Genomic DNA, 24,149 nt, shown 5'->3' on the forward strand with positions numbered 1-24,149 from the left:
GTTGCGCAACAGCGTTAGCGAATGGTGCGCGGCGTCATCACGCGGCGCGCGCCAACATAGTGCCGCTGCCAGTAATCATCGCTAAGCTGGCTAATCTGGATATCTTTACCGGTTCGCGGTGACTGAATAAAGCGGCCGTTACCCAGATAGACGCCCACGTGATCGGCCGCGCCGCGGTTATTGATGCGGAAGAAGACCAGATCGCCTTTCTCCAGCGCCTCACGGTTAATCGGAGCCGCATCACGCAGGTGATACATCTCATTGGCGGTACGCGGGATCTTAAATTTCACTACATCTTTATAGGCGTACCAGACCAGACCGCTGCAGTCGAAACCGGTATGAGGCGAGGTGCCTCCCCACAGATAAGGCTTACCTAGCTGACTCATCAGTTTGTTCATCGCCGTTTCACGCGCTTTTTGATAGCGTTCACGGTGCGCCTTACTCATTTCCAGCGGCCCGCGCTTTGCGAGCGCCGTCGAATTTTTGTCGCCGCGCTGACGACCATAGCGTTGTTTGCTCTTTTTAAGGCTGCTTTTTTTCACGCTGGCGGTTTTGGTTGCGGCGCGACTTTTTTTTGTGCTGGCGGCGGTTACCACCGCAGGCTTGCTTTTTTTCTTCAGCTTGTTTTTTTCAACGCTGGCCGGACGCGCCTTTTTACTGGCCGTTTTCACCGGCCGACGCTTACGACGATCGTCGTCGCGGGCGATTTTTTTATCAACTTTATGCTGGCTGGCCTTAACCGGCGCCTGCGGCGATGCCTGGGCAACGTTAAAAAAGAGTTGGGCAACGGTCAGCATAAAAAGCGTAATCAATAAACGCATGGTGTGGTTACACTCAAAGCGCAGTGATAGCGCAAGGTTAATCTTATTTCTGCCATAGCGGCAGACTCCTGGTGGCCAATTCTAATCGAACTTATTGCGAAAAGATAAAGCCTTTTTTAGTGAAATAAACTTTAAGTGCATACAGATGTAAAAATAAGCATAAACAGGCTTTTATCTCAGCAATGTTATGACCAGTTATTAATCGCCGCCGCAGAAATGCCCCAGACGGTGGTTATTTTGGCCGCGCAACCCGGTACAATAACCTGCGTTATTTAACCTTACAGAAAATGTCGTTTTCAGCAACCCGCTACAGTCGCTACAATCAATAGACACGAAGCATGCTATTTAAGGAAGGCAATTATGAGTACTGTTGAAAAAATTCAGCGCCAGATCGCAGAAAACCCGATTCTGCTCTATATGAAAGGCTCGCCGAAGTTACCAAGCTGCGGCTTTTCTGCGCAAACGGTTCAGGCTCTTTCTGCCTGCGGCGAACGCTTCGCCTATGTCGATATCCTGCAGAACCCCGATATTCGTGCTGAACTGCCGAAATATGCTAACTGGCCGACCTTCCCGCAGCTGTGGGTAGATGGCGAACTGGTTGGCGGCTGCGATATCGTAATCGAAATGTTCCAGCGCGGCGAACTGCAAACGCTGATTAAAGAAACTGCAGAAAAATATAAAGAAGCGGAATAAGTCCTTATCCCGTTTATGACAGCAAAGGGCGCTTCGGGCGCCCTTTTTTATTTTATGCTGACCGGCTATTCGCCCTCGGCGATCTGCGCGTCGACAGGCTGCTCTTCAGCCACCGGCAGCGGCGGCCAGCCGCCCAGCCGTTTCCAGCGGTTAACCAGCTCGCAGAATAGTTCTGCGGTACGCTCGGTATCGTACAGCGCCGAGTGGGCCTGGCTGGCGTCAAAGGCGATGCCCGCCGCCTTACAGGCTTTCGCCAGCACCGTCTGGCCAAGGACCAGCCCGCTCAGGGCTGCGGTATCAAAGGTGGCGAACGGATGGAAAGGGTTACGCTTTAGCGCGGCGCGCTCGGCGGCGGCCATCATAAAGCTGTGATCAAAGTTGGCGTTATGCGCGACAACAATGGCGCGGTTGCAGCCCTGATCTTTTATACCTTTGCGCACCTGCTTAAAAATAGCGTGCAGCGCATCATATTCATTGACCGCGCCGCGCAGCGGATTTGCAGGATCGATACCATTGAACGCCAGCGCTTCCGGATGCAGAATCGCGCCCTCAAAAGGCTCCACGTGAAAATGCAGCGTCTGGTCGAGCTGTAACCAGCCATCTTCATCCATTTTCAACGTAACGGCGGCAATTTCCAGCAGTGCATCGGTTTTGGCATTAAATCCGGCGCTTTCAATATCAATCACCACCGGATAAAACCCGCGGAAGCGGTCAGATAATGCGTTCAGTTGTTTCGATTCAGACATCAGGATCTCATTGGCGAAAAAATGCAGCGCGCATTATGGCAAATTTCGCCAGGGGTTGCAGCAGCGGGAAAAAAGAAGGGCGCCAGCAGACGCCCTGAAAACTTAGTTGCCAAGGCCGTGGCCGGCGTGGGCGTTTTCAATCAGTTCGATTTTATAACCGTCCGGATCTTCCACAAAGGCGATAATGGTGTTGCCGCCTTTAACCGGGCCAGCCTCACGGGTCACCTTGCCGCCCGCCTGACGAATTCTTTCACAGGTCGCGGCGACATCATCAACGCCCAGCGCGATGTGACCATAGGCGTTGCCCAGGTCATACTGATCAACGCCCCAGTTATAGGTCAGCTCAATCACTGCGCCTTCGCTTTCGTCAGTGTAGCCAACAAACGCCAGGTTATATTTATATTCCTGGTTTTCGCTTTCGCGCAGCAGACGCATGCCCAGCACGCGGGTATAAAAATCAAGGGAACGCTGCATATCGCCAACGCGCAGCATAGTATGAAGTAAGCGCATAATAGTCTCCTGAAAGGGGTGTCATCGTCCGATGACGGTCAAAAAAGCTTAGTATAGCGGCCTGTTTCCAGCTGGAAAAACCGCGGTCAGTCATTAGTAGACCAGTCGTCTTGAAAATGGTTTTTTTAATTTAGCTCTCTGGCAGCAGCTGTAAAATTGCCTGTAGCGCATCGGTCAACGCGCTGCCATCGCGGCGTATTTTGCTCTGCAGGCTGGCGCCGAGCCAAAGAGAATAGAGCGTCTGCGCCATCGCTTCAGGCGAACAGCTCAGGCGAAGCGCCTCTTGCGCAACCGCAGCACGCAGCGCCGTAGCCAGGATCGCCATCTGAGCGGCGGCGCCCTGTTCCAGCGCCACTCTCATCTCTTCCGACAGGTCGCACACCTCGGCGGAAATTTTCACCGCCAGACAGTTTTCAATATGGCCGGTTGCGCGAAAGCGCTGTTCCGCCTGATGATAGTAATCCAGCAGGCGCTGACGCGGCGGCAACGGCGCATCGAACCATATCTGCATGTCGTGACGCACATGGCTGAAATAGCGCTCCAGCATGGCGACGCCAAAGGCTTCTTTAGAGCGAAAATAGTGATAAAACGACCCCTTCGGCACGCCGGCCTGCGCCAGCAGTTCACTCAGCCCCATGCCGGTAAAGCCGCGTTGCAAACAGAGCTGCTCGCCGATGGCGAGCAGCTGTTCACGGGTATCATGTCGGGTCGTTTTACTCATAGCGCTCAGGGTAATAGACCAGTTGGTCTAATGCAACCCTAATGCGCCTGACAGGCGGTTAACAGGTCAAGATGCGGCTGATAGAGGCGGGTTTGAACGTTCACCATGCCTAACAGCGTATGGAATACATTATCCTGCGATATCTCATCCTGCTGCGCATGCTGCCGCAGGCAGGAGAGGTTAACGCCAAACGTACGGGCATAATCGGCAGAGAGCCACATCAGAAAAGGGATATGCGTCTGTTGGCTGGGAGCGAACAGATAAGGCGCGCCATGCAGATACATACCGTGCTCGCCAAGCGATTCCCCATGATCGGAGAGATAAATCAGCGCCACGTTAAAGCGATCCTGATACCGTTTTAGCAGGTCGATGGTGTCGCTTAGCATTGCATCAGTATAAAGCAGCGTATTGTCATAGGTATTGACCAGCGCCTGATGATCGCAATCCTGAATCTGTTTGCTGTCGCAGGTTGGCGTAAACTGACGCATCGCAGTCGGATAGCGCAAATAGTAGGCGGGGCCGTGACTGCCCATCTGATGCAGCACAACCACCGAATCATCTTTCACGCCATCAATATAGTGCGATAAACGATGCAGCAGGACCTCATCCAGGCAAGCGTCGCTGCGGCAAAGATCCGTCAGTTTCCATAATGTCATATCGCTATGCGGAATACGGTTGCAGGCGCCTTTGCAGCCGCCATCGTTCTCGCGCCACAGGAGGTTAACGCCCGCATGCGCCAGCACATCCATCAGCCCTTCCTGATGGCGCGCCAGGTTGGCGTTATATTGCGCGCGCGGCATGCCTGAAAACATGCAGGGCACCGAAATAGCGGTTTCGGTTCCGCATGAGCTGGCGTGCTGCCAGTAAATTACGTTCTGCTGTTTCAGCCGCGGATTGGTCTCACGGCCATAGCCGCCGAGTGAGAAATTTTCCGCCCGCGCCGTTTCGCCCAGAACAAAAATAACCAGCGTCTTTTTTTGCGCGGTTTTAATCAGCGGCCCTTTATGCGCATCCTGCCCGATGCGCACCAGCGCCTGGCTGCCCTGCAGCCAACGATTATCAACATAGTTAATCACTCCGCTGACCACATTGGCGGGCGTAACCATTTTGACCAGCCCTTTATTATTGCGAAACAGCGAGGCGTAATCCTTATACATCAGGGCCGCTATCAGCAAAATAACCAGCACGGAGCCGATAGCCCATAGCGCCCGCATCGCCAGGGAGAACCACCATGGGCGGGTAGCGGTGATCTTCGTTAGCGCTATGATCAGCGCAGGGATCACACCCAGCACCAGCAGCCACAGCAGGTAGCGCACGCTAAGCAGGGCTGTCGCCTCTTGCAGATCGGTTTCAAACACGTTTTGCACCATATTGGTGTCAATAACCGTACCGAAGCTATACATAAAGTAATTTGCCGCCGCGCCGCACAACAGCAAAATAATCAGCAGCGGTTTGCGAATCCAGGGCAGCGCCAGCAGGCTAAAAATCAGCATAAAGGCGCAAAACAGCACCAGCGGAATTGAGGCGATAAACAGATAATCATGCAGAGCTGTTCGGGGCGTGCGTTCTGCCGCACGTACAATAAACTGAGCATTAAGGATAAAGGTAAAAAACAGGGCGCAACCGATAAGGAACCAGGATTCACTACAGCGTATTTTTTTTAGCATCCGCATCATCAAAATAAAAGTGGAGGGTTTTATGTATCCTGGTTGAAAAGCCTTAATAAAACCTTAATAGCGGTTTAATAAAGTGACTATTGGCATGCCGCAAATCATTATCGTGCTTTTATTCACCGTTAGGATGAATTTTTGTCGCCAGGCTTGCGCTCCTGCCTGAAGCTGTCTTGAATGAAAGAGGATGTTTACTCAGGAGGCGATGTGGCAGAGCAGCTTGAATTTTTCCCGGTGCCAAGCCCGTGCCGCGGTATTTGTCAGTCGGATGAACGCGGCTACTGCCGTGGCTGTCTGCGCAGCCGCGAAGAGCGCTTTAACTGGATGCAATACAGCGATGCGCGCAAGCGCGAAGTGCTGCGTCTGTGTCGGCAGCGCTGGTTACGCCTGCATCGCAATGAAAAAGCGTCTCCTCCTGAAGAACCCCAACAGCCGTCACTGTTTTGATATCTGTCCCTTTTTTTTGCTGACGTCGGCGTATACTGCCTGCCCGAAAAGTGAATCTTAAAGGTAAAAAAATGACAGAACGCGTATGTATTGCGCCACAGGGGCCAGAGTTTTCCCGTATGGTAATGGGCTACTGGCGGTTGATGGAGTGGCAAATGTCTGCGCAGCAGTTGGCGACATTTATCGAGCAGCATCTGGAGCTGGGCATCACCACTGTCGATCATGCCGATATTTATGGTGATTATCAGTGCGAAGCGGCTTTTGGCGCCGCGCTGCGCCTGGAACCCTCGCTACGTCACCGCCTGGAGCTGGTAAGCAAGTGCGGCATCGCCACCACCGCCAGACCGGAAAATACGCTGGGCCACTACATTACCGATGGAGCGCATATTATCCGCAGCGCGGAAAACAGCCTGCGTCACTTCTCGACCGATTACCTCGATCTGCTGCTAATTCATCGGCCCGATCCGCTAATGGACGCGGATGAAATTGCCGAGGCCTTTAGCGCGCTGCATCAGAGCGGCAAAGTACGCCATTTCGGCGTCTCCAACTTTACGCCATCGCAATTTGCCCTGTTACAGTCACGCCTGCCGTTTACGTTGGCGACCAACCAGGTTGAAATTTCTCCGCTCTGTCAGGACGTGCTGTTAGACGGCACGCTCGATCAATGCCAGCAGTTACGCATTAAGCCGATGGCCTGGTCCTGCCTTGGTGGGGGACGACTATTCAGCGAAGAGAAGTTTGCGCCGCTGCGCGCTGAACTCCAGACTATTGCCGAAGAGACGAGTGCCGAATCGCCGGAACAGGTGGTTTACGCCTGGATTCTGCGTCTGCCTTCTATGCCGCTGCCGGTGATCGGGTCGGGTAAAATCGAACGGGTGCGCGCCGCACATAAAGCCAGCGCAGTTGAGCTTAGCCGCCAGCAATGGTTCCGCATTCGCAAAGCGGCGCTGGGCTATGATGTGCCGTAAAGATTCGCAAAAAAATAACTTCCCGTTCGGCTAAAGTATTATTTTCCGCCAGGCTGTAGAGGCAAGCTGACATTAATCTGCAGGAGGTTGGATGAAATATTACGGTTTGGCAGCGTTGGCGCTGTTGGTCTGCGGCTACGCTCAGGCAGCCAGTGAAGAGGTTACGCTGCATAGCGTGACCAAAGAGGGCGTAGGCGCCTCCGTTGGCATCGTCACCATTGATGAAACGGCCTACGGGCTGACCTTTACGCCGAAATTGACCCAACTGCCGCCCGGCATTCATGGTTTCCATGTTCATGCTAACGGCAGCTGCGAGCCGGCCACCACCGACGGCAAAACCGTGCCGGCGGGCGCGGCGGGCGGCCACTTTGATCCGCAAAACAGCGGGAAACATCTTGGTCCCTGGGGCGAAGGGCATCTGGGCGATCTGCCGGCCCTTTACGTGAATGCCGAAGGGGAAGCCAGCTATCCGGTGCTGGCGCCGCGACTGAAAAAAATCAGTGAAATTTCCGGCAAGGCGCTGATGGTGCATACGGGCGGCGATAATCACAGCGATCACCCACAACCGTTAGGCGGCGGCGGCGGGCGTTACGCCTGCGGCGTCATTAAGTAACTATTTGGCTGAAGCCGCCAGCATGATGCCTGATTTACGAATCGGGCATTTTTTTAAGTCGAACCTTTCTGCGCTTACGGCAAACGCGCGATTTTGCCGGGTAATACGCCATTCAACACGTTTTATCGCTTCTTTGAGACGATGCCCATTGCTGCCACCGCCTGACCCGGCATGATCAGCAGGGCGCACCTGTCTGAATATTCTGTGCGTTACGGCGTAATGTCCGTCCAATTAATCGCCTCTGGCGCCTGAGTTTCCGCTACTCACCAGGGCAAGAGACGCCCGACTTTACTCATACAGCGATGCAAGCTGTTTGCATCAGGAATGAACCCGCTTTCTACAGCGTGTCGAATTTGTATTTTGCCCGATAAACTCGCAGAATAGGATTAAATCGCGCTTGATTGCTAGCAAGCTAATTATAAGGAGATGAAATTGGATACGCCATTAGGAACGGATTTAGCACGCTTAGTGCGCATCTGGCGTGCGCTGATTGATCAACGTCTTAAACCGCTGGAACTGACGCAAACCCATTGGGTGACTTTGCATAACATTCATCAGTTACCGCCGCATCAGTCGCAAATTCAGTTGGCTAAAGCTATCGGTATTGAGCAGCCTTCACTGGTGCGCACTCTCGATCAGCTGGAAGAAAAAGGGCTGATTATGCGCTGCACCTGCGCCAACGACCGGCGAGCGAAACGCATCAAACTGACGAAAGCGGCAGAACCGGTTATCCAGCAGGTAGAGCATGTTATCGATGCCACGCGTGATGATATTTTAGCAGGCATCTCAAAACGTGAAGTGGATCAGCTGATTACGCTGATTGCCCGTCTGGAGAAAAATATCGCTGAACTGCAAAAGAAAAGCGAGTGAGGGATAGGATAAAAAAACCGACGCGGGGCGTCGGTTTTTGCTTTCAGCAAGCCTTAGCGCGGTGAAACGGTCACCTGGCTGCCGTTAGAGGCAAGCACCACACGCTGGCCTACGGAATAGCGGCTGGCGGCCTGTTTCTGCACGACCATAATGGTGTTGCCGTCATCCTTCCGAATTTCCAGCTCGACACCGTCCGCTTTGTTCATCGCGCCCTGCACGCCCTGACCTGCCACGCCGCCCAGCACCGCGCCGCCCGCGGTAGCCAGACTACGACCTGCGCCGCCGCCAACCGTATTACCCAGGAAGCCGCCCAACACCGCGCCGCCAATAGCGCCGATCACGTTATTATCATCGCCGCCCTGAATTTTAACCGGACGAACAGAGACCAGCGTCCCGTAGCTTACGCTCTGCACCTGTTTGGCTTCGTTAGCGCTGTACACGTCACCGGAAAGCGTATCCGTGTTAGCACAGCCTGCCAGCGTAATGCCTGCCAGCGCCACAACTAATAAACGCTTCATCATTATAAAGCTCCTTTCATGATTGTTGACTGCAATGAAAAAGCAGCCACAGATGACTTAATTATACGGCAGAACCTGCGCCTGTTTTAAAATAGTGAAAAAAAGACGAGGACTGAGCATAGACCGTCCCGGATAAACAAAGATTCAATTATGCCAGCAAAAAATCATGCCCGAATGTAAAAGCGCTGGTGGTACTTAAAAAAGGACAATTAATCATAGAATTACCCAGTGTTTTTTGCCAGGCTGAGTGCTGTTTGGATTCTCTTCCCGTGCGGAAGTAAGGTCAGTGAATGAAATCGGGACGCTATATTGGCGTGATGTCCGGTACCAGCCTGGATGGCGTGGATGTGGTGCTAGCCGCGATTGATGAACGTATGGTGGCGCAACAGGCCAGCTACTGTCACCCGGTGCCGCAGGCGATACGCCAGCAGCTGTTGGCGATCAATCAGGGGCAAAGCCTGACGCTGTCGCAGCTGGGGCAGCTGGATACGCGTCTTGGCCGCCTGTTTGCCGAGGCGGTGTTAACGCTTATGAAACAGCAAAACCTGAGCGCCGATGACATTACCGCTATCGGCTGCCACGGCCAGACGGTATGGCATGAACCTTATGGCGATGCGCCGAGCACGTTACAAATTGGCGACAATAACCAGATCGCCGCCGCGACCGGTATCACCGTAGTCGGTGATTTCCGCCGCCGCGATATGGCGCTGGGCGGGCAGGGTGCGCCGCTGGTCCCGGCCTTTCATCAGGCGCTGTTGATGCATCCACAGGAGCGGCGCATGGTATTGAATATCGGCGGCATTGCCAATCTTTCGGTATTGATCCCGGGCAGGGCGCCTGGCGGTTACGATACCGGGCCCGGCAATATGCTGATGGATGCGTGGATCTGGCGTCATCGCGGCCTGCCTTTTGATAAGGATGGCGCCTGGGCGGGCGGCGGCCAGGTTATTCTGCCGCTACTGAAGCAGATGCTCAGCGACGGCTGGTTCGCGTTGCCGGCGCCGAAAAGCACCGGCCGGGAATATTTCAATTTCGGCTGGATCGAAAAGCAGCTAAGCCGCTTTCCCGGCGTGGCGGCACAGGATGTGCAGGCCACGCTGCTGGAGCTGACGGCGGTGACCATCAGCGAGCAGGTGTTGCTGAGCGGCGGCTGCGATCGGTTGCTGGTGTGCGGCGGCGGCTGTCGTAACCCATTGCTGATGGCGCGTCTGGCCGCCTTGTTGGCCGGCACCGAAGTGTCCACCACCGATAAAGTCGGAATTAATGGCGACGATATGGAAGGGCTGGCGTTCGCCTGGCTGGCTTACCGCACCTTATCCGGCCTGCCGGGCAATCTGCCTTCGGTTACTGGCGCGCGCGAAGCCAGCGTGCTGGGCGCGATTTATCCGGCCAATCGGCCGCCATTGTGAAGCCTTGTAAGGAGAGACTATGCGTAACTATTTGCTGCTGCCGATCGTATTGCTGTCCGGCTGCAGCCTGTTTGGCCAATCTCAGCAGGAAGCGCAGACGCTACACTATCTTTGCGGCACGCTGCCGCTAACGGTAAAAATAACCCCGCAGCAGGCGCGTTTGATCATGGATGGCCAGCCGCTGACGCTTACCGAGCAGGAATCCGCCTCCGGGGTGCGCTACAGCGACGGCACTTATACCTTTTGGTCTAAAGGCGATAGCGCCTTTATTGAACGTAATCAGCGCATTATCGTGAATGATTGTCAGCTGCAAACGCCGCAGGCGCGTTGAATATTATCAAGGGGAATAGCACAATAGCCTTACCCCTTAGCTTTGGTGGAATTCGGTTATGAGTGAAAAGGATAGTTTGCAACAGATTGCCCATTTACGCCGCGAATATACGCGCGGCGGCCTGCGCCGTAAGGATCTGCCCGAACAGCCGCTGGCGTTATTTGAGCAGTGGCTGCGTCAGGCCTGCGATGCCCAGTTGCCCGATCCCACTGCGATGTGCGTGGCGACGGTCGATGCGCAAGGCCAACCTTATCAGCGTATCGTACTGCTAAAGCATTACGACGAGCGCGGTATGATTTTCTATACCAACCTGGGCAGCCGTAAGGCGCAGCAGCTGACCGCTAACCCGCGCGTGAGCCTGCTGTTTCCCTGGCATTTCCTGGAGCGTCAGGTCATGGTGCTCGGCGAGGTGGAAAAACTTTCGACGCTGGAAGTGGTGAAATACTTCCACAGCCGACCGCGCGATAGTCAAATTGGCGCCTGGGTTTCTCAGCAGTCGAGCCGTATTTCCGCCCGCGGCGTGCTGGAAAGCAAATTTCTGGAGCTGAAACAGAAATTCAGTCAGGGCGAAGTGCCGCTGCCCAGCTTCTGGGGCGGATTTCGGGTAAAAATTGACGCCATGGAATTCTGGCAGGGCGGCGAGAACCGGCTACACGATCGCTTTTTCTATCAGCGCGACGGCGAGTGCTGGAAAATCGATCGGCTGGCACCCTGAATTCACGAAATATCCGCCTGAGGCGCTGGCGCTGGCGGCAACGGCGCTTTATTCTATACGCCTTCATTTCTCCGCACGTCAGCGGAAAGCTGTGTACCAGCATAGGTGCAGTCGTTACAACATGGAGTCTTTAATGACCAGCAGTAACCTGATTAAACAATTGCAAGAGCGGGGGCTCATCGCCCAGGTAACGGACGAGGATGCGTTAGCAGAGAGACTGGCGCAAGGGCCAATCGCTCTCTATTGCGGCTTCGATCCTACCGCCGACAGCTTGCATTTGGGCCATCTGGTACCTTTGCTTTGTCTGAAACGTTTCCAGGATGCGGGACATAAACCCGTTGCGCTGGTGGGCGGCGCCACCGGACTGATTGGCGATCCCAGCTTCAAGGCGGCAGAGCGCAAGCTGAACACGACTGAAACAGTGAATGAATGGGTAGAAAAAATCCGCCGGCAGGTCGCCCCGTTCCTGGATTTCGACTGTGGTGACAACAGCGCTATCGCAGCCAATAATTACGACTGGTTCGGCAGCATGAACGTGCTGACCTTCCTGCGCGATATTGGCAAGCACTTCTCTGTTAACCAGATGATTAACAAAGAAGCGGTAAAGCAGCGTCTGAACCGTGAAGATCAGGGCATCTCGTTTACCGAGTTCTCCTATAACCTGCTGCAGGGCTATGATTTCGCCTGCCTGAACGAGCGTTATGGCGTGGCGCTGCAGATTGGCGGATCTGACCAGTGGGGCAATATCACCTCCGGCATCGATCTGACGCGTCGTCTGCATCAGAATCAGGTCTTTGGCCTGACCGTTCCGCTGATCACTAAATCCGACGGCACCAAATTTGGTAAGACGGAAGGTGGCGCGGTATGGCTCGACGCGAAGAAAACCAGTCCATACAAATTCTATCAGTTCTGGATCAACACCGCCGATGCGGATGTCTATCGCTTCCTGAAATTCTTTACCTTTATGAGCATTGAAGAGATCAATGCGCTGGAAGAAGAAGATAAAAACAGCGGTAAAGCGCCGCGAGCCCAGTATGTACTGGCCGAGCAGGTAACCCGGCTGGTGCATGGAGAAGAAGGTCTCGCCGCCGCGCAGCGTATCACGCAGAGCCTGTTCTCCGGCAGCCTGAGCGCAATGACCGAAGCGGATTTCGAACAGCTGGCGCAGGACGGCATGCCGACCATTGCGCTGGACGACGAGGCCGATCTGCAGCAGGCGTTAGTTAACGCGGAACTGGTGCCGTCACGCGGTCAGGCGCGTACCATGATCAATTCCAACGCGGTGACGGTTAACGGTGAAAAACAGTCTGATGCGGAATATCGCTTCAGCGACAGCGATAAGCTGTTTGGCCGTTATACATTGCTGCGTCGTGGTAAAAAGCACTATTGTCTGGTGTGCTGGAAATAAATATAAAAGGCCGGTTCGACCGGCCTTCTTTTTTTGGCAGGGCTGTGCAGGTTTAACATGAAAAATATTCTCGCTATTCAGTCTCACGTAGTTTTTGGTCACGCCGGCAACAGCGCGGCGGAATTCCCGATGCGCCGTATGGGCGCCAACGTTTGGCCGTTAAATACCGTCCAGTTCTCTAACCATACGCAATATGGGCACTGGACCGGCACCGTGATGCCGGCATCGCATCTCACTGATATTGTTAAAGGCATTGCCGATATCGATCGCTTAAAAACCTGCAATGCTGTGCTGAGCGGCTATCTTGGTTCCGCCGAGCAGGGCGAACAGATTCTGGAAATCGTCCGCCAGGTGAAACAGGCGAATCCCGATGCCTGGTACTTCTGCGATCCGGTGATGGGCCATCCTGAGAAAGGCTGTATCGTGGCGCCGGGCGTGGCGGAGTTTCACTGTAAATCCTCGCTGCCGGCCAGCGATATCATCGCGCCGAATCTGCTGGAACTGGAAATGCTGAGCGGCAGCAGCGTGGCAACGGTAGAAGAAGCCGTGACAGTGTCACGTAAGCTGATTGCGCAAGGACCAAAAATTGTGCTGGTTAAGCATCTGGCGCGTGCCGGTCGCCGTAGCGATCGCTTTGAAATGCTGCTGGTGACCACGCAGGAGGCCTGGCATATCAGCCGTCCGCTGATCGATTTCGGCGTCAGACAGCCGGTAGGCGTTGGCGATTTAACCAGCGGCCTGCTGCTGGTAAATCTGCTAAAGGGAGAGACGCTGAAACAGTCGCTGGAGCACATCACTGCAGCGGTGTATGAAGTCATGTTGAAGACCCATGAAATGGGCGAATATGAGCTTCAGCTGGTGGCGGCGCAGGATCGGATTGCGCAGCCGCAGCAGCACTTTGTGGCGGAAAAACTCTAAGCCGCCATGGCATAGCAGAAATAACGGGACGCGCTGGCGTCCCGTTTAGCATCAGGCTAATCCTTCCGCCTTCAACGCGGCGACCACCGCAGGACGTTCAGCGACGCGCGCCTGCCAGGCTGACAGCGCCTCCAGACCGTTCAGATCAAGCTGCACCGCTTTGGCCCAGCGCGTCACCACAAACAGATAGGCGTCCGCCACGCTAAAGCGCGTCCCCACCAGCCACTGCTTATCCTGTAATTGATTATTGATATAGCGGAATTTACGCTCCAGCTGTTGGCGCTGCTGCGCCTTGTATTCTTCTGGCGTATCCGGGCGGAACAGCGGCGTAAAGCCCTTATGCAGCTCGGCCGCGATATAGCTTAACCACTCCAGCGTATGATAGCGCGTCAGGCTTCCGGCAGGCGCCAGCAGCTGGCGATCGGGTTTTAGATCGGCCAGATACTGCACAATGGCCGGGCCTTCAGTGAGCAGCGTGCCATCATCCAGTTCCAGCGCGGGTATCTGTCCTTTGGGGTTGATTTGCAAATAATCTTCACCGCGCTCGGTTTTCTTGCTGGCTAAATCGACATTCACCTGGGTGAAATCCAGGCCGCACTCGCGCAGGATGATATGGGGAGAAAGGGAACAGGCACCGGCCTTACTGAACAGTTTCATACAATGCTCCTTGTTGCATGCGGGGTGAGCATCATCCTACTGCGAGCAACCTGAAATGTCAGCGTAAAAAAGCATAAAAAAAGCCGTCACGAGGACGGCTTTCTGCTGCGTTACGCCAGTCGCTTAAGGCTGTTTAGGCGCGTCATGATCGATAGTCATTCGATTCAGGATCGGCGCCGTCAGCAGCATCAGCACGGCGATAACCGCGGTGGCGATACCAATTTTCTGGAACACATCGCTGTAAATTTGCAGTGACTGCAGCGGATCGTTGATACCTTCCGGCACCGCCATCAGGTTCGCGACCTTACCGGCAATCATTGCCGCACCGGCGGTGGTCAGGAACCACGAGCCCATAATAAAGCCCATCAGACGCTGCGGCACCAGCTGCGCGACCATCGCCAGACCCAGGCCTGAAATCATCAGCTCGCCGATACTCTGCAGCGCATAGCTCAGGATCAGCCAGTTAACCGAGACGATGCCCATCTGATTAGCAAAGCTGGCGCCCAGCGGCAGCACCAGGAAGGCGCCGGAGCAAAGCACCATACCGATAGCAAACTTATGCGGCATTGGCAGGCGGTCGCCCATTTTATTGTAAACGGCAGCCAGAATCGGACTGGCGACCATGATCCAGAACGGGTTCAGCGCCTGATACTGTTCAGGTTCGAAAGTGATGCCCAGGATGCTGTGTTCCACGTTGCGGATGGCGAAAAAGTTCAGCGAGGTCGGCATCTGCATATAGAGTACGAAAAACACAATCGCTTCTATCATCAGCAGGAAGGCGACGATCATTCTACGGCGCGCCGCGCCCTGTAAGGCGAACGCTTCTTTAGCAAAGACCAGGATGATGCCCAGCGCAATCACGCCCAGTACGATACGGGCAATGAACTGATGATGCAGCAGCCAGGTGGCGACAGAAATTAACACCACCACGCCTACCAGCGTTGCCAGCAGTTTACCCATATTCAGCGGAGCGAAATCGGGCTTAGAACCGTAGTTCTTGACCATTTTTTGGCACAGCAGGAAGTTAACCACCGTGATCGCCAGGCCAACCACGGAAAGCGCAAAGGCCACGCTCCAGCCGTAGCGGGCCGCCAGCCACGGCGTCAGCATCATAGAGACCAGTGAACCCACGTTGATCGACATATAGAACATGGTGAAAGCACCATCGATACGCGGGTCATCTTTGTCATAGCAGGTAGAGAGCAGAGAAGCCGGGTTGGCTTTAAACAGGCCGCTCCCCATCGCGATGGTGGCCATGCCGATATAAACCATCGACACATCATGCCCTGACCAGGCCACCAGGCTGTAACCTACCGCCAGCACCAGCGCGCCAAGCACGATAACGCGTTTGGTGCCTAATACTTTATCGCCCAGCCAGCCGCCGATGGCGGTCAGGCCATACACCAGCGCGCTAAAGGAGGAGAAAAGCGTGATCGAATCAGACTCGGACATTCCCAGCTGTTTAACCAGGTAGACCGCCATAATGGCCTGCAGGCCGTAGTAACCGAAACGTTCCCAAAGTTCGATAGAAAAGATCAGATAAAACGCTTTTGGTTGTTTGAACGCGTTGAGGCTTGCCGCCTCATCAGTGTGTTTGTTTGCTGTAGACACTGTTACCTCTGTTGTTTCAACCTGATTTTCATCAGGAAATAAGACCGCGTCGCTGGCGAAACCGGCGCACGATTCTGTAATAAAATCTGAAAAAACGGCGGTTAATTTCTCCTATCCGGTCACGAGTGGCAAGTGTTTTTTTATTTGCTATCTGTAGGGTCGCCGTCAGGGTTAACGGTAAGAGTTGGCCTTGTTAAATAGTGTTAAGTGCTGTTTGATATTTTATTGACGGAATAATATGTTATTTTTTCCGGGCGAAAGCTGGCAGCAGAGCGATTGTTTTCTGGTTAACAGTTTAACCTTATGTCATATAAATAATCCCTAATAATGCAGAATAAATGGCTGGCGTGGGCGGTTTTATAACAATTTTGTGAATATTTATAATGCGTTACGTAACAGGTTTAATTGATAAGCGTTGCGATGTGAGCGCGATCACGTTTTAGAGGATTAATTTAAGGCGAAAATTAAGGGTTGATGAAATATTAAGCCAGATAAGCCGGGCAAAGCTATATTATGCCCGGCTAAAAAGGGAAATTAGCGAATTAAATGCAGGTACTGCAGGTGTCGTTCATAGTGATCCAGAATATCGTTAATTATCTGCTCCTCGGTATAACCCACCAGATCATATTCCTGGCTACCTTCCCACAAATGGACTTCGGCACGATAATAACGACTGGCGGTGGGTAAACTACTGCCGCGCCGCATAAACGAAGGAGTGCGGTATCCCTGCATCTGAACGCCATAAACAAACGGCGCCTCATCGCCATGTTCGACGCGTATGCTCATTGAAAAATCATGCGGCGAAAGATCGCTTTCTACCTGCAGGCCTTTTTCTTCCAGTACTTCTACCACCTTGCTCAGCGCCGGACGCGCCGTCTCATCCATAAAACGATAAACCATATCGCGCCCCGGATAAGAGATGGCCCGGTTCAGGCGGCGGCGCCAGCTGCTGGTATGGCCAGGACGATAGCGACCGTTCAGCAGCGGTGAGGCTATCGCCAGCGACCGGCTGCGGTCACGCTGCTTTTCATGATGCAGCGCGCGATACATCGCCACCACAAACAGCACCAGTACCAGCGAGAAGGGCAAGGCGCTCAGCACCACAGCCGTTTGCAATGAGGTATAGTCGCCGGCAAACAGCAGAGAGAGCGTCAGCATACAGACCGCAGCCGCCCAAAAAATACGCAGCCAGTTTGGCGCATCGCTGCTGCTGTCGCCAGTGCACGAGAGATTGGCGACGACCAGCGCGCCGGAATCGGCGGAAGTAACAAAGAAGATAAAGCAGATAATCACCGCCAGCACAATGAGCGGCGTCGCCAGCGGATAGCTGGAGAGCATATGGTAAACTGCCATCGCCGGCTCGCTGAGCGCAATATCGCCCAGCTGTTTCATGCCGTGCTGGAAGAAGCTCAGGGCGCTGTTGCCGAAGACCGACAGCCAGGCCAGGGTAAAGCCCATCGGGATCAGTAACACGCCGATCACAAACTCGCGCAGGGTACGGCCACGGGAAATACGTGCGATAAACATGCCGACAAACGGCGACCAGGCAATCCACCACGCCCAGTAAAAGACGGTCCAGCTGCCCAGCCAGCGCTCTTTGCCGCTGTCGCTATAGGCGTAGAGATCGAAGGTTTTGCGTGGCAGGCTGGTGAAGTAATCGCCAAAGTTTTGCACCAGCGCGTTGAGCAGATGGCCCGTTGGGCCGGCAAACAGCACAAAGAAGAACATTAGCAGCGCCAGCAGCATATTCAGCTCTGACATCCGGCGGATGCCCTTATCCACGCCGCTGACGGCTGACAGGGTGGCGGCACCCATCACCACGACAATCAGGATGACCTGCATGGTATGGCTTTGGGCGATGCCGGTTAAAAAGCTGATGCCGGAGTTAATCTGCATCACGCCGATCCCCAGACTGGTCGCCAGGCCAAACATGGTGCCGACGATGCCGAAAATATCCACCGCATGGCCGACCGGGCCGTTAATGCGATCGCCGATCAGTGGATAGAAAGCGGATCGCAGCGCCAGCGGTAAATTATGCCGGTAAGCAAAATAGGCCAGTGCCATCGCCACCAGGGTATAAATGCCCCAGCCGTGTAAGCCCCAGTGCATCATAGTCAGCACCATCCCGTCGCGCGCCGCCTGCGCGGAGCCTGCCACGCCTTCTGGCGGCTGCAGTAGATGATCCAGCGGTTCAGACGCGCCGAAAAACAGCAACTCGGAACCGATGCCGGCGGAAAATAGCATCGCTGCCCAGCTGCCATAGCTGAAATCGGGCGTGGCGTGATCCGGGCCCAGCTTAATATCACCATAGCGAGACAGGGCGACAAACAGCACAAAGCCGAGATAGAACGCCACCACCAACATGTAATACCAGCCAAAGGTGGCGGAGGCCCAGGTCTGCGCCTTGCCCAATATCAGGCTTGCCTGTTGAGGAAAGGCCAGCACGCCGGCGGAAAAGAGCACAATAATTAGCGCGGCGCCGTAAAACACCGCTCGGTTAAGCGTAACTGACTGAATAAGTTGTCGGTCTTGTGACCCTGGCATGCCTGCTCCTCATCAAAGTCGGTAAATCATCCCTGCCGGAAAGCCCCTGTAAAGTTCAAGGTTTTGTTATCCATTTGTTATAGATAGTAGGTTTTATTGATTGAACGTTCAATATAAAAAAGCTAGCCTATAAGGACTTTAACGGTGAGAAGTGACAGGACGATGCCAAAAGTCGGAATGAAAGCTATACGCCAGGCGCAGCTGATTAAAGCCACCCTGACGGTGATTGATCGGGTTGGGCTGGCGGAAGCCAGTATCGTAGTGATTGCCAAAGAGGCGGGTGTCTCAACCGGCATCGTCAGCCACTATTTTGGCGATAAAAATGGTCTGCTGGACGCCTGTATGCGGCAAATCCTGGCCGATCTCTACCTGGCGGTCGAGCGGCAAAGACGTCAGGCGCCGGATACGCCGGAGGCGCAGATCCGCGCCATTATCGACGGCAATTTTGACCTGTCACAGGTTGATGCGCCGGTACTGAAAACCTGGCTGGTGTTCTGGACCAACAGCCTGCATCAGCCCAGGCTGCAGCGTCTGCAAAGCATCAACGATCGACGGCTGTGGTCGAACCTTACCGCGCAGTTTGCCCGTGTGATGCCGCGTGAGCAGGCACGGGCGGCAGGCAGCAGTATGGCGGCGGTGATCGATGGTCTGTGGCTGCGTATGACGCTGGCGCCGCTGCCAATTGAAGACGGACTCGAGCGGGCCCGATCGCTCTGCTATCAGAATCTCGCGCTCTGGCTGCAGTCGCCGGGGCAGAATACGGATTAACAGGAGGAATCATGGCGGAACGCCGCGGAAACTATATCAACGGTCGTGAGGAACAGGGCCGGGGAGCCACTTTTACCAGCATCAATCCCGCTACTGGCAAGGTACTGGCGGAAATCAGCGCCGCCAGCCGTGACGATGTGGATCGCGCCGTCGCCAGTGCGCTGGCCGGGCAGCGTATCTGGCGCAGCTACACGCCGGTCGAGCGCAGCCGCGTGTTGCTGAAGGCGGTCGCGCTGCTGCGTGAGCGTAACCAGACGCTGGCGGAACTGGAAACCGCCGATACCGGCAAGCCGATTAGCGAAACGGCGACGGTGGATATCGTTACCGGCACTGACGTACTGGAGTATTACGCCGGTCTGGCGCCCGCTCTGCAGGGTGAACAAATCCCTTTGCGTGACAGCGCGCTGGTTTATACCCGTCGTGAGCCACTGGGCGTCTGCGCTGGTATTGGCGCATGGAACTATCCGATCCAGATCGCGCTGTGGAAGAGCGCGCCCGCGCTGGCGGCTGGCAATGCGATGGTGTTTAAGCCCAGCGAAGTCACGCCGCTGAGCGCGCTGGAGCTGGCGAAGCTCTACAGCGAAGCGGGCCTGCCGGATGGCGTATTCAACGTGGTGCAGGGCGCAGCCGAGGTAGGACAGGCGCTGAGCCAGCATCCGGATATTGAAAAAATCTCGTTTACCGGGGAAGTGAATACCGGCAAGCGGGTCATGGCGGATGCGGCGCTGGCTAACCTGAAAGAGGTCACCATGGAGCTGGGCGGCAAGTCGCCGCTGATTGTATTTGACGATGCCGATCTGGAGCGCGCCGTGGATGGCGCCATGATGGCCAATTTTTACAGCAGCGGGCAGGTTTGCACCAACGGCACGCGCGTCTTCGTGCAGCGCTCGCTGCTACCGGCGTTTGAGCAACGACTGCTGGAAAAAATGGCGCGCATCAAAACCGGCGACCCGCGCGATCCGACGGTTAACTTTGGTCCGCTGGTCAGCGCGCAGCACTGCGAAAAAGTGGTCTCCTACCTGCAACTGGGTAAAGAGGAGGGCGCACGCCTGCTGGCCGGCGGCCAACGCATCACCGAAGGGGCGCTGGCGGCAGGTTACTACGTAGAGCCGACGGTGTTCAGCGATTGTCACGATGAGATGCGCATTGTACAGGAAGAGATCTTCGGTCCGGTGATGAGCATTCTCACCTTTGACGATGAAGATGAGGCGATCCAGCGCGCTAACGCCACCGGCTACGGTCTGGCGGGCGGCATTTTCACCCAGTCGCTGAACCGGGCGCACCGCGTTATCCATCAGCTGGAAGCCGGTATCTGCTGGGTTAACAGCTGGGGAGAGTCGCCGGCGCCGATGCCGGTTGGCGGCTACAAGCAGTCGGGCGTGGGGCGTGAAAACGGGCTGGATACGCTGCAGCACTATACCCGAACCAAATCCGTGCTGATCGAGATGGGAGACTATCCGTCAGCGTTTTAATGACGATACCGGCGGCGCAGGTCGCCGGCTGCTGGAGGTTTAATGCAGGAATTTGATTACATCATTATCGGCGCTGGTTCAGCGGGCAATGTGCTGGCGACGCGTCTTACCGAGGATGCTGACGTATCGGTACTGTTACTGGAAGCCGGCGGACGCGATCACCGCTGGGACTTCCGTACCCAAATGCCAGCCGCTTTGGCCTATCCGTTACAGGGTAAACGCTACAACTGGGCTTACGAGACCGATCCCGAACCCCATATGAACGATCGTCGCATGGAGTGCGGACGCGGCAAAGGACTGGGCGGCTCCTCCCTGATTAACGGCATGTGTTACATCCGCGGCAACGCGCTCGATTATGATGGCTGGGCCAAAAAAGCAGGACTGGAAAGCTGGTCCTATCTGCACTGTTTGCCCTATTTCCGTCGGGCGGAAAAGCGCGATATCGGCGAAAACGACTATCACGGCGGCGACGGCTATCTGAGCGTAACCACGCCGAAAGTCGGCAACAATCCGCTTTATCGCGCCTTTATCGAGGCGGCAAAGCAGGCCGGACATCACGAAACTGACGATCTGAACGGCTATCGGCAGGATGGCTTTGGCCCGATGGATCGCACCGTTACGCCGCAGGGGCGTCGTTCCAGCACCGCGCGCGGCTATCTGGATGTGGCGAAGCAGCGTCCTAACCTGACCATTATCACCCATGCGCAAACCGATCGTATTCTGTTTACCGGTAAAACCGCCACTGGCGTAACCTGGCTGCGTAAGGGCGTGCGTCAGCAGGCCAGCGCGCGACGTGAAGTATTGCTTTGCGCGGGCGCGATCGCCTCACCGCAGATCCTGCAACGTTCCGGCGTGGGGCCGGAAGAGTGGCTGCGCGAGCTGGATATCGATGTGGTGCATGCGCTGCCGGGCGTAGGGCGTAATCTGCAGGATCATCTGGAAATTTATATGCAGTTCCGCTGCAAAGAGCCAATTTCTCTCTATCCGGCGCTGAAATGGTGGAACCAGCCGGCGATCGGCGCTGAGTGGCTGCTGAAAGGAACCGGCATCGGCGCCAGCAATCAGTTTGAAGCGGGCGGTTTTATCCGCAGCGACAAGCATCCGGAATGGCCGGATCTGCAATATCACTTTCTGCCGGTGGCGATTAACTACAACGGCAGCAGCCCGGTTAAAGAGCATGGTTTCCAGGCGCACGTTGGGCCGATGCGTTCTATGAGCCGGGGACGTATCAAGCTGAAGTCGAAAGATCCTTATGAGGCGCCGTCGATTTTCTTTAACTATATGTCCGAGAAGCGCGACTGGGTCGAGTTTCGCGCGGCGGTGCGTCTGACGCGTGAGATTATGCGTCAGCCGGCGCTGGAACCTTACTGTGGAGCGGAGATCCAGCCAGGGCTGGCGGTACAGAGCGATGACCAAATCGACGCTTTCATTCGCCAACATGCGGAAACCGCCTATCATCCCTGCGGCAGCTGCGCCATGGGATACGGCGAAATGGACGTGGTGGACAGCGAAGGGCGGGTGCACGGCCTGCAGCAGCTTCGCGTCGTGGATGCCTCGATTATGCCGCAAATCACCACCGGCAACCTGAACGCGCCGACGGTGATGATTGCCGAGAAGATGTCCGATCTGATCCGCAGCAAACAGCCAATCGCGCCGTCGCAAGCGGACTATTATCGCCTGCAGCGCGAACAGGATATTGCCGAAGCGGATGCGCGGGAGAGCGCATAATCAATAAGCCGGTCAGCAGAGCCTGAGTCGGTCAGTGAAAGCTGACCGGCTGTATGACGCCCTAAAGATCGACTTTCTCTTTATACTCGCACAGATCTTCAATCAGACAGGAGCCGCAACGCGGCTTACGGGCGATGCAGGTATAGCGGCCGTGTAAAATCAGCCAGTGGTGGCAATCCACTTTAAATTCGGCAGGCACTACCTTTAACAGCTTCTCTTCTACCTGTTCAACGTTCTTGCCCGGGGCAAAATTGGTGCGGTTGCAGACGCGAAAAATATGGGTATCCACGGCGATGGTCGGCCAGCCGAAGGCGGTATTCAATACCACATTGGCGGTTTTACGGCCGACGCCGGGCAGGGCTTCCAGCGCGGCGCGATCTTCCGGCACCTCACCCTGATGCTTCTCCAGCAGAATGCGACAGGTCTTAATCACATTTTCCGCTTTGCTGTTAAACAGGCCGATGGTTTTAATGTACTGCTTTACGCCCTCGACGCCGAGCTCCAGCATCGCCGCAGGCGTATTAGCCACCGGATAGAGTTTCGCCGTCGCCTTATTGACGCTGACATCGGTCGCCTGTGCCGAAAGCAGCACCGCAATCAGCAGCTCAAAAGGCGAATTAAACTGCAGTTCGGTGGTCGGATGCGGATTATTCTCCCGCAGTCGTGACAGAATCTGATAGCGTTTTTCTTTATTCACACCGCTTTCCCGGCTGGTTGCTGGGCAAGGATCTGCTGCGCGGCGGCGCGCGCCTTCAATTTCTGATCGATGATATATTTGGCCGCCAGCAGCATGCCAAGGCCGATAAACGCGCCCGGCGGCAGCATCGCCAGCAGCATCGGCGAATCGAAATGCACCACTTCAATCCGCAGCGCTTTCGCCCAGCTGCCCAGCAGCTGATCGGCGCCGTTAAAAATGGTGCCGTTGCCAATAACCTCACGCAGGCAGCCCAGCACGAACATGGCGCAGGTGGCGCCCATGCCGATAGCAAAGCCATCCAGCGCCGACAGCGGCACAGAACTTTTCGAGGCGACCGCCTCCGCGCGTCCCACCACAATGCAGTTAGTCACGATTAGCGGGATAAAGATCCCCAGCGACTGATACAGGCCGTAGGCCCAGGCGTTAATCAGCATCTGCACACAGCTCACCACCGAAGCGATGATCATCACGTAAATAGGAATACGGATTTCCGACGGCACCCAGCGGCGTGAGGCGGAGATGGCGCTGTTGGTAATTGTCAGTACCAGCGTCGTGGCCAGCCCTAATCCCAGCGCATTAGTGGCGGTGGAAGTCACGGCCAGCAGCGGGCAGAGGCCCAGCAGCTGCACCAGCGACGAGTTGTTTTTCCACAGCCCGCCGATTAACAGATTTTTAGCTTCACTCATTAGCGTCTCCACAAACGGGTAGCGCAGAAATTTTTTCTGGCAGAGTTTCTATAAGCAGCGTAGCGCGTTTCGCCGCGTTAACCACTGCGCGTGGGGTAATGGTCGCACCGGTAAACTGATCAAAATCACCGCCATCTTTTTTCACTGCGAAATGGCTATCCTGCGCGCCGTTCAGCTGCACGCCGCTAAAAGCGGTAATCCAGTCGGAAATGCGCAGGTCGATTTTATCGCCCAGCCCGGGCGTTTCGTGATGTTCAACCACACGCACGCCCAGCACTTTACCGTGAAAATCGGCGCCGACCAGCATCTGGATTGCGCCGGAATAGCCGTCCGGCGCGGTGGTCTCCAGCGCCGCCGCCACCGGACGATCGTCTTTACGCGCCACGTATAAGCGGTGGGGCTTATCATTGCCCAGCGTGCTATCCGTGACAACGTAACATTCATTCTGCATGGCGTTGTTATAATTTTCCGGCGGCACCACCTGATCCAGCAGAATTTTTTGCTGTACCGCGGTTTGATGATCGATGGTTGGCTTGGTAACCGCATTGATCACCGCCGTCAGGCCGGTGGTTACAGCGGCAAACAGCGCCAGCCTTACGCCATTTTTACGTATGGTATCCAGCATGCT

General features: G+C 55.3%; 25 protein-coding genes. 13 read left to right on the plus strand and 12 right to left on the minus strand.

Annotated features, from left to right (window positions below):
* Positions 1-14: 14 nt before the first annotated feature.
* Entirely contained in the window at positions 15-821 is an 807-nt protein-coding gene (locus tag K6958_RS10010) for a C40 family peptidase (RefSeq protein WP_249894489.1), read from the minus strand.
* A 357-nt stretch (positions 822-1,178) separates the two neighbouring features.
* On the opposite strand from K6958_RS10010, the gene K6958_RS10015 reads away from it, so the two are divergent.
* The gene (locus K6958_RS10015; RefSeq protein ID WP_208615362.1) at positions 1,179-1,514 is read left to right on the plus strand and encodes a Grx4 family monothiol glutaredoxin; all 336 of its coding nucleotides are present in this window, start codon (positions 1,179-1,181) and stop codon (positions 1,512-1,514) included.
* Positions 1,515-1,579: 65 nt separating this feature from the next.
* Here the strand turns inward: K6958_RS10015 and rnt are convergent, their stop codons facing one another.
* From rnt to eptA, 4 genes are all read right to left on the minus strand, one after another.
* Complete coding sequence (rnt, locus tag K6958_RS10020; RefSeq protein ID WP_249894490.1) at positions 1,580-2,260, minus strand: ribonuclease T; 681 nt, start codon at positions 2,258-2,260, stop codon at positions 1,580-1,582.
* A 102-nt stretch (positions 2,261-2,362) separates the two neighbouring features.
* The gene (gene gloA / locus K6958_RS10025; protein ID WP_249894491.1) at positions 2,363-2,770 is read right to left on the minus strand and encodes a lactoylglutathione lyase; all 408 of its coding nucleotides are present in this window, start codon (positions 2,768-2,770) and stop codon (positions 2,363-2,365) included.
* Positions 2,771-2,900: 130 nt separating this feature from the next.
* Entirely contained in the window at positions 2,901-3,491 is a 591-nt protein-coding gene (locus tag K6958_RS10030; protein WP_249894492.1) for a TetR/AcrR family transcriptional regulator, read from the minus strand.
* 38 nt (positions 3,492-3,529) lie between these two features.
* Entirely contained in the window at positions 3,530-5,167 is a 1,638-nt protein-coding gene (gene eptA / locus K6958_RS10035; RefSeq protein WP_249894493.1) for a phosphoethanolamine transferase EptA, read from the minus strand.
* Positions 5,168-5,368: 201 nt separating this feature from the next.
* Here eptA and K6958_RS10040 point away from each other — a divergent pair, with 201 nt between their 5' ends.
* From K6958_RS10040 to slyA, 4 genes are all read left to right on the plus strand, one after another.
* The gene (locus K6958_RS10040; RefSeq protein WP_249894494.1) at positions 5,369-5,608 is read left to right on the plus strand and encodes a DUF1289 domain-containing protein; all 240 of its coding nucleotides are present in this window, start codon (positions 5,369-5,371) and stop codon (positions 5,606-5,608) included.
* A 71-nt stretch (positions 5,609-5,679) separates the two neighbouring features.
* On the plus strand, positions 5,680-6,576 hold the full coding sequence (locus tag K6958_RS10045) for an aldo/keto reductase (protein WP_249894495.1): 897 nt from the start codon (positions 5,680-5,682) through the stop codon (positions 6,574-6,576).
* A 91-nt stretch (positions 6,577-6,667) separates the two neighbouring features.
* Positions 6,668-7,189 (plus strand): superoxide dismutase [Cu-Zn] SodC, encoded by a 522-nt coding sequence (gene sodC, locus K6958_RS10050; protein WP_249894496.1) that lies wholly within the window; start codon positions 6,668-6,670, stop codon positions 7,187-7,189.
* 426 nt (positions 7,190-7,615) lie between these two features.
* Complete coding sequence (gene slyA / locus K6958_RS10055; RefSeq protein ID WP_249894497.1) at positions 7,616-8,059, plus strand: transcriptional regulator SlyA; 444 nt, start codon at positions 7,616-7,618, stop codon at positions 8,057-8,059.
* A gap of 53 nt (positions 8,060-8,112) precedes the next feature.
* On the opposite strand, the gene slyB is transcribed toward slyA, so the two are convergent.
* Positions 8,113-8,580, minus strand: coding sequence for an outer membrane lipoprotein SlyB (gene slyB / locus K6958_RS10060; protein WP_249894498.1), 468 nt, complete (start codon positions 8,578-8,580; stop codon positions 8,113-8,115).
* Positions 8,581-8,867: 287 nt separating this feature from the next.
* Between slyB and anmK the strand changes: the two genes are divergently transcribed.
* From anmK to pdxY, 5 genes are all read left to right on the plus strand, one after another.
* Positions 8,868-9,986 (plus strand): anhydro-N-acetylmuramic acid kinase, encoded by a 1,119-nt coding sequence (anmK, locus tag K6958_RS10065; protein WP_249894499.1) that lies wholly within the window; start codon positions 8,868-8,870, stop codon positions 9,984-9,986.
* Positions 9,987-10,005: 19 nt separating this feature from the next.
* Positions 10,006-10,317 carry an MliC family protein gene (locus K6958_RS10070; protein ID WP_249894500.1) on the plus strand — a complete coding sequence of 104 codons (312 nt, stop codon included), beginning with the start codon at positions 10,006-10,008 and terminating at the stop codon, positions 10,315-10,317.
* 58 nt (positions 10,318-10,375) lie between these two features.
* Positions 10,376-11,032, plus strand: a complete 657-nt coding sequence (gene pdxH, locus K6958_RS10075; RefSeq protein WP_249894501.1) for a pyridoxamine 5'-phosphate oxidase — start codon at positions 10,376-10,378, stop codon at positions 11,030-11,032.
* A 133-nt stretch (positions 11,033-11,165) separates the two neighbouring features.
* Complete coding sequence (gene tyrS, locus K6958_RS10080) at positions 11,166-12,440, plus strand: tyrosine--tRNA ligase (RefSeq protein WP_249894502.1); 1,275 nt, start codon at positions 11,166-11,168, stop codon at positions 12,438-12,440.
* A gap of 57 nt (positions 12,441-12,497) precedes the next feature.
* Positions 12,498-13,358: a pyridoxal kinase PdxY gene (gene pdxY / locus K6958_RS10085; RefSeq protein WP_249894503.1), complete on the plus strand. Its 861-nt coding sequence runs from the start codon at positions 12,498-12,500 to the stop codon at positions 13,356-13,358.
* A gap of 51 nt (positions 13,359-13,409) precedes the next feature.
* Here pdxY and gstA read toward each other — a convergent pair whose 3' ends face one another.
* The 3 genes from gstA to betT form a co-directional block, all read right to left on the minus strand.
* The gene (gene gstA, locus K6958_RS10090) at positions 13,410-14,015 is read right to left on the minus strand and encodes a glutathione transferase GstA (RefSeq protein WP_249894504.1); all 606 of its coding nucleotides are present in this window, start codon (positions 14,013-14,015) and stop codon (positions 13,410-13,412) included.
* Positions 14,016-14,138: 123 nt separating this feature from the next.
* Complete coding sequence (dtpA, locus tag K6958_RS10095; protein ID WP_249894505.1) at positions 14,139-15,626, minus strand: dipeptide/tripeptide permease DtpA; 1,488 nt, start codon at positions 15,624-15,626, stop codon at positions 14,139-14,141.
* A 534-nt stretch (positions 15,627-16,160) separates the two neighbouring features.
* The gene (betT, locus tag K6958_RS10100; protein ID WP_249894506.1) at positions 16,161-18,170 is read right to left on the minus strand and encodes a choline BCCT transporter BetT; all 2,010 of its coding nucleotides are present in this window, start codon (positions 18,168-18,170) and stop codon (positions 16,161-16,163) included.
* 162 nt (positions 18,171-18,332) lie between these two features.
* On the opposite strand from betT, the gene betI reads away from it, so the two are divergent.
* From betI to betA, 3 genes are read left to right on the plus strand one after another with little or no spacing between them, the layout of a single operon-like run.
* Positions 18,333-18,938, plus strand: a complete 606-nt coding sequence (gene betI, locus K6958_RS10105) for a transcriptional regulator BetI (RefSeq protein WP_249894507.1) — start codon at positions 18,333-18,335, stop codon at positions 18,936-18,938.
* Positions 18,939-18,949: 11 nt separating this feature from the next.
* Positions 18,950-20,410, plus strand: coding sequence for a betaine-aldehyde dehydrogenase (betB, locus tag K6958_RS10110; RefSeq protein WP_249894508.1), 1,461 nt, complete (start codon positions 18,950-18,952; stop codon positions 20,408-20,410).
* Positions 20,411-20,452: 42 nt separating this feature from the next.
* Positions 20,453-22,138, plus strand: coding sequence for a choline dehydrogenase (gene betA / locus K6958_RS10115; protein WP_249894509.1), 1,686 nt, complete (start codon positions 20,453-20,455; stop codon positions 22,136-22,138).
* 61 nt (positions 22,139-22,199) lie between these two features.
* Here betA and nth read toward each other — a convergent pair whose 3' ends face one another.
* From nth to rsxG, 3 genes are read right to left on the minus strand one after another with little or no spacing between them, the layout of a single operon-like run.
* Positions 22,200-22,835, minus strand: a complete 636-nt coding sequence (gene nth, locus K6958_RS10120) for an endonuclease III (RefSeq protein ID WP_249894510.1) — start codon at positions 22,833-22,835, stop codon at positions 22,200-22,202.
* Positions 22,832-23,521, minus strand: a complete 690-nt coding sequence (locus tag K6958_RS10125) for an electron transport complex subunit E (RefSeq protein WP_249894511.1) — start codon at positions 23,519-23,521, stop codon at positions 22,832-22,834. The genes nth and K6958_RS10125 overlap by 4 nt, the downstream gene beginning before the upstream one ends.
* Positions 23,514-24,146, minus strand: coding sequence for an electron transport complex subunit RsxG (gene rsxG, locus K6958_RS10130; RefSeq protein ID WP_249894512.1), 633 nt, complete (start codon positions 24,144-24,146; stop codon positions 23,514-23,516). The genes K6958_RS10125 and rsxG overlap by 8 nt, the downstream gene beginning before the upstream one ends.
* Positions 24,147-24,149 lie beyond the last annotated feature (3 nt).

The sequence above is a fragment of the Mixta hanseatica genome (assembly GCF_023517775.1).
In the GTDB taxonomy this organism is placed as follows: domain Bacteria; phylum Pseudomonadota; class Gammaproteobacteria; order Enterobacterales; family Enterobacteriaceae; genus Mixta; species Mixta hanseatica.

What these genes read in the sequence shown, in the direction of transcription:
- tyrS (WP_249894502.1), top strand. Translation starts at nt 11,166, where the DNA reads ATGACCAGCAGTAACCTGATTAAACAATTGCAAGAGCGGGGGCTCATC.
- K6958_RS10070 (WP_249894500.1), top strand. Translation starts at nt 10,006, where the DNA reads ATGCGTAACTATTTGCTGCTGCCGATCGTATTGCTGTCCGGCTGCAGC.
- K6958_RS10010 (WP_249894489.1), bottom strand. Translation starts at nt 821, where the DNA reads ATGCGTTTATTGATTACGCTTTTTATGCTGACCGTTGCCCAACTCTTT.
- pdxH (WP_249894501.1), top strand. Translation starts at nt 10,376, where the DNA reads ATGAGTGAAAAGGATAGTTTGCAACAGATTGCCCATTTACGCCGCGAA.
- slyB (WP_249894498.1), bottom strand. Translation starts at nt 8,580, where the DNA reads ATGATGAAGCGTTTATTAGTTGTGGCGCTGGCAGGCATTACGCTGGCA.
- K6958_RS10125 (WP_249894511.1), bottom strand. Translation starts at nt 23,521, where the DNA reads ATGAGTGAAGCTAAAAATCTGTTAATCGGCGGGCTGTGGAAAAACAAC.
- pdxY (WP_249894503.1), top strand. Translation starts at nt 12,498, where the DNA reads ATGAAAAATATTCTCGCTATTCAGTCTCACGTAGTTTTTGGTCACGCC.
- eptA (WP_249894493.1), bottom strand. Translation starts at nt 5,167, where the DNA reads ATGATGCGGATGCTAAAAAAAATACGCTGTAGTGAATCCTGGTTCCTT.
- gstA (WP_249894504.1), bottom strand. Translation starts at nt 14,015, where the DNA reads ATGAAACTGTTCAGTAAGGCCGGTGCCTGTTCCCTTTCTCCCCATATC.
- sodC (WP_249894496.1), top strand. Translation starts at nt 6,668, where the DNA reads ATGAAATATTACGGTTTGGCAGCGTTGGCGCTGTTGGTCTGCGGCTAC.
- betA (WP_249894509.1), top strand. Translation starts at nt 20,453, where the DNA reads ATGCAGGAATTTGATTACATCATTATCGGCGCTGGTTCAGCGGGCAAT.
- betT (WP_249894506.1), bottom strand. Translation starts at nt 18,170, where the DNA reads ATGCCAGGGTCACAAGACCGACAACTTATTCAGTCAGTTACGCTTAAC.
- K6958_RS10030 (WP_249894492.1), bottom strand. Translation starts at nt 3,491, where the DNA reads ATGAGTAAAACGACCCGACATGATACCCGTGAACAGCTGCTCGCCATC.
- rsxG (WP_249894512.1), bottom strand. Translation starts at nt 24,146, where the DNA reads ATGCTGGATACCATACGTAAAAATGGCGTAAGGCTGGCGCTGTTTGCC.
- rnt (WP_249894490.1), bottom strand. Translation starts at nt 2,260, where the DNA reads ATGTCTGAATCGAAACAACTGAACGCATTATCTGACCGCTTCCGCGGG.
- betI (WP_249894507.1), top strand. Translation starts at nt 18,333, where the DNA reads ATGCCAAAAGTCGGAATGAAAGCTATACGCCAGGCGCAGCTGATTAAA.
- anmK (WP_249894499.1), top strand. Translation starts at nt 8,868, where the DNA reads ATGAAATCGGGACGCTATATTGGCGTGATGTCCGGTACCAGCCTGGAT.
- slyA (WP_249894497.1), top strand. Translation starts at nt 7,616, where the DNA reads ATGAAATTGGATACGCCATTAGGAACGGATTTAGCACGCTTAGTGCGC.
- K6958_RS10045 (WP_249894495.1), top strand. Translation starts at nt 5,680, where the DNA reads ATGACAGAACGCGTATGTATTGCGCCACAGGGGCCAGAGTTTTCCCGT.
- gloA (WP_249894491.1), bottom strand. Translation starts at nt 2,770, where the DNA reads ATGCGCTTACTTCATACTATGCTGCGCGTTGGCGATATGCAGCGTTCC.
- betB (WP_249894508.1), top strand. Translation starts at nt 18,950, where the DNA reads ATGGCGGAACGCCGCGGAAACTATATCAACGGTCGTGAGGAACAGGGC.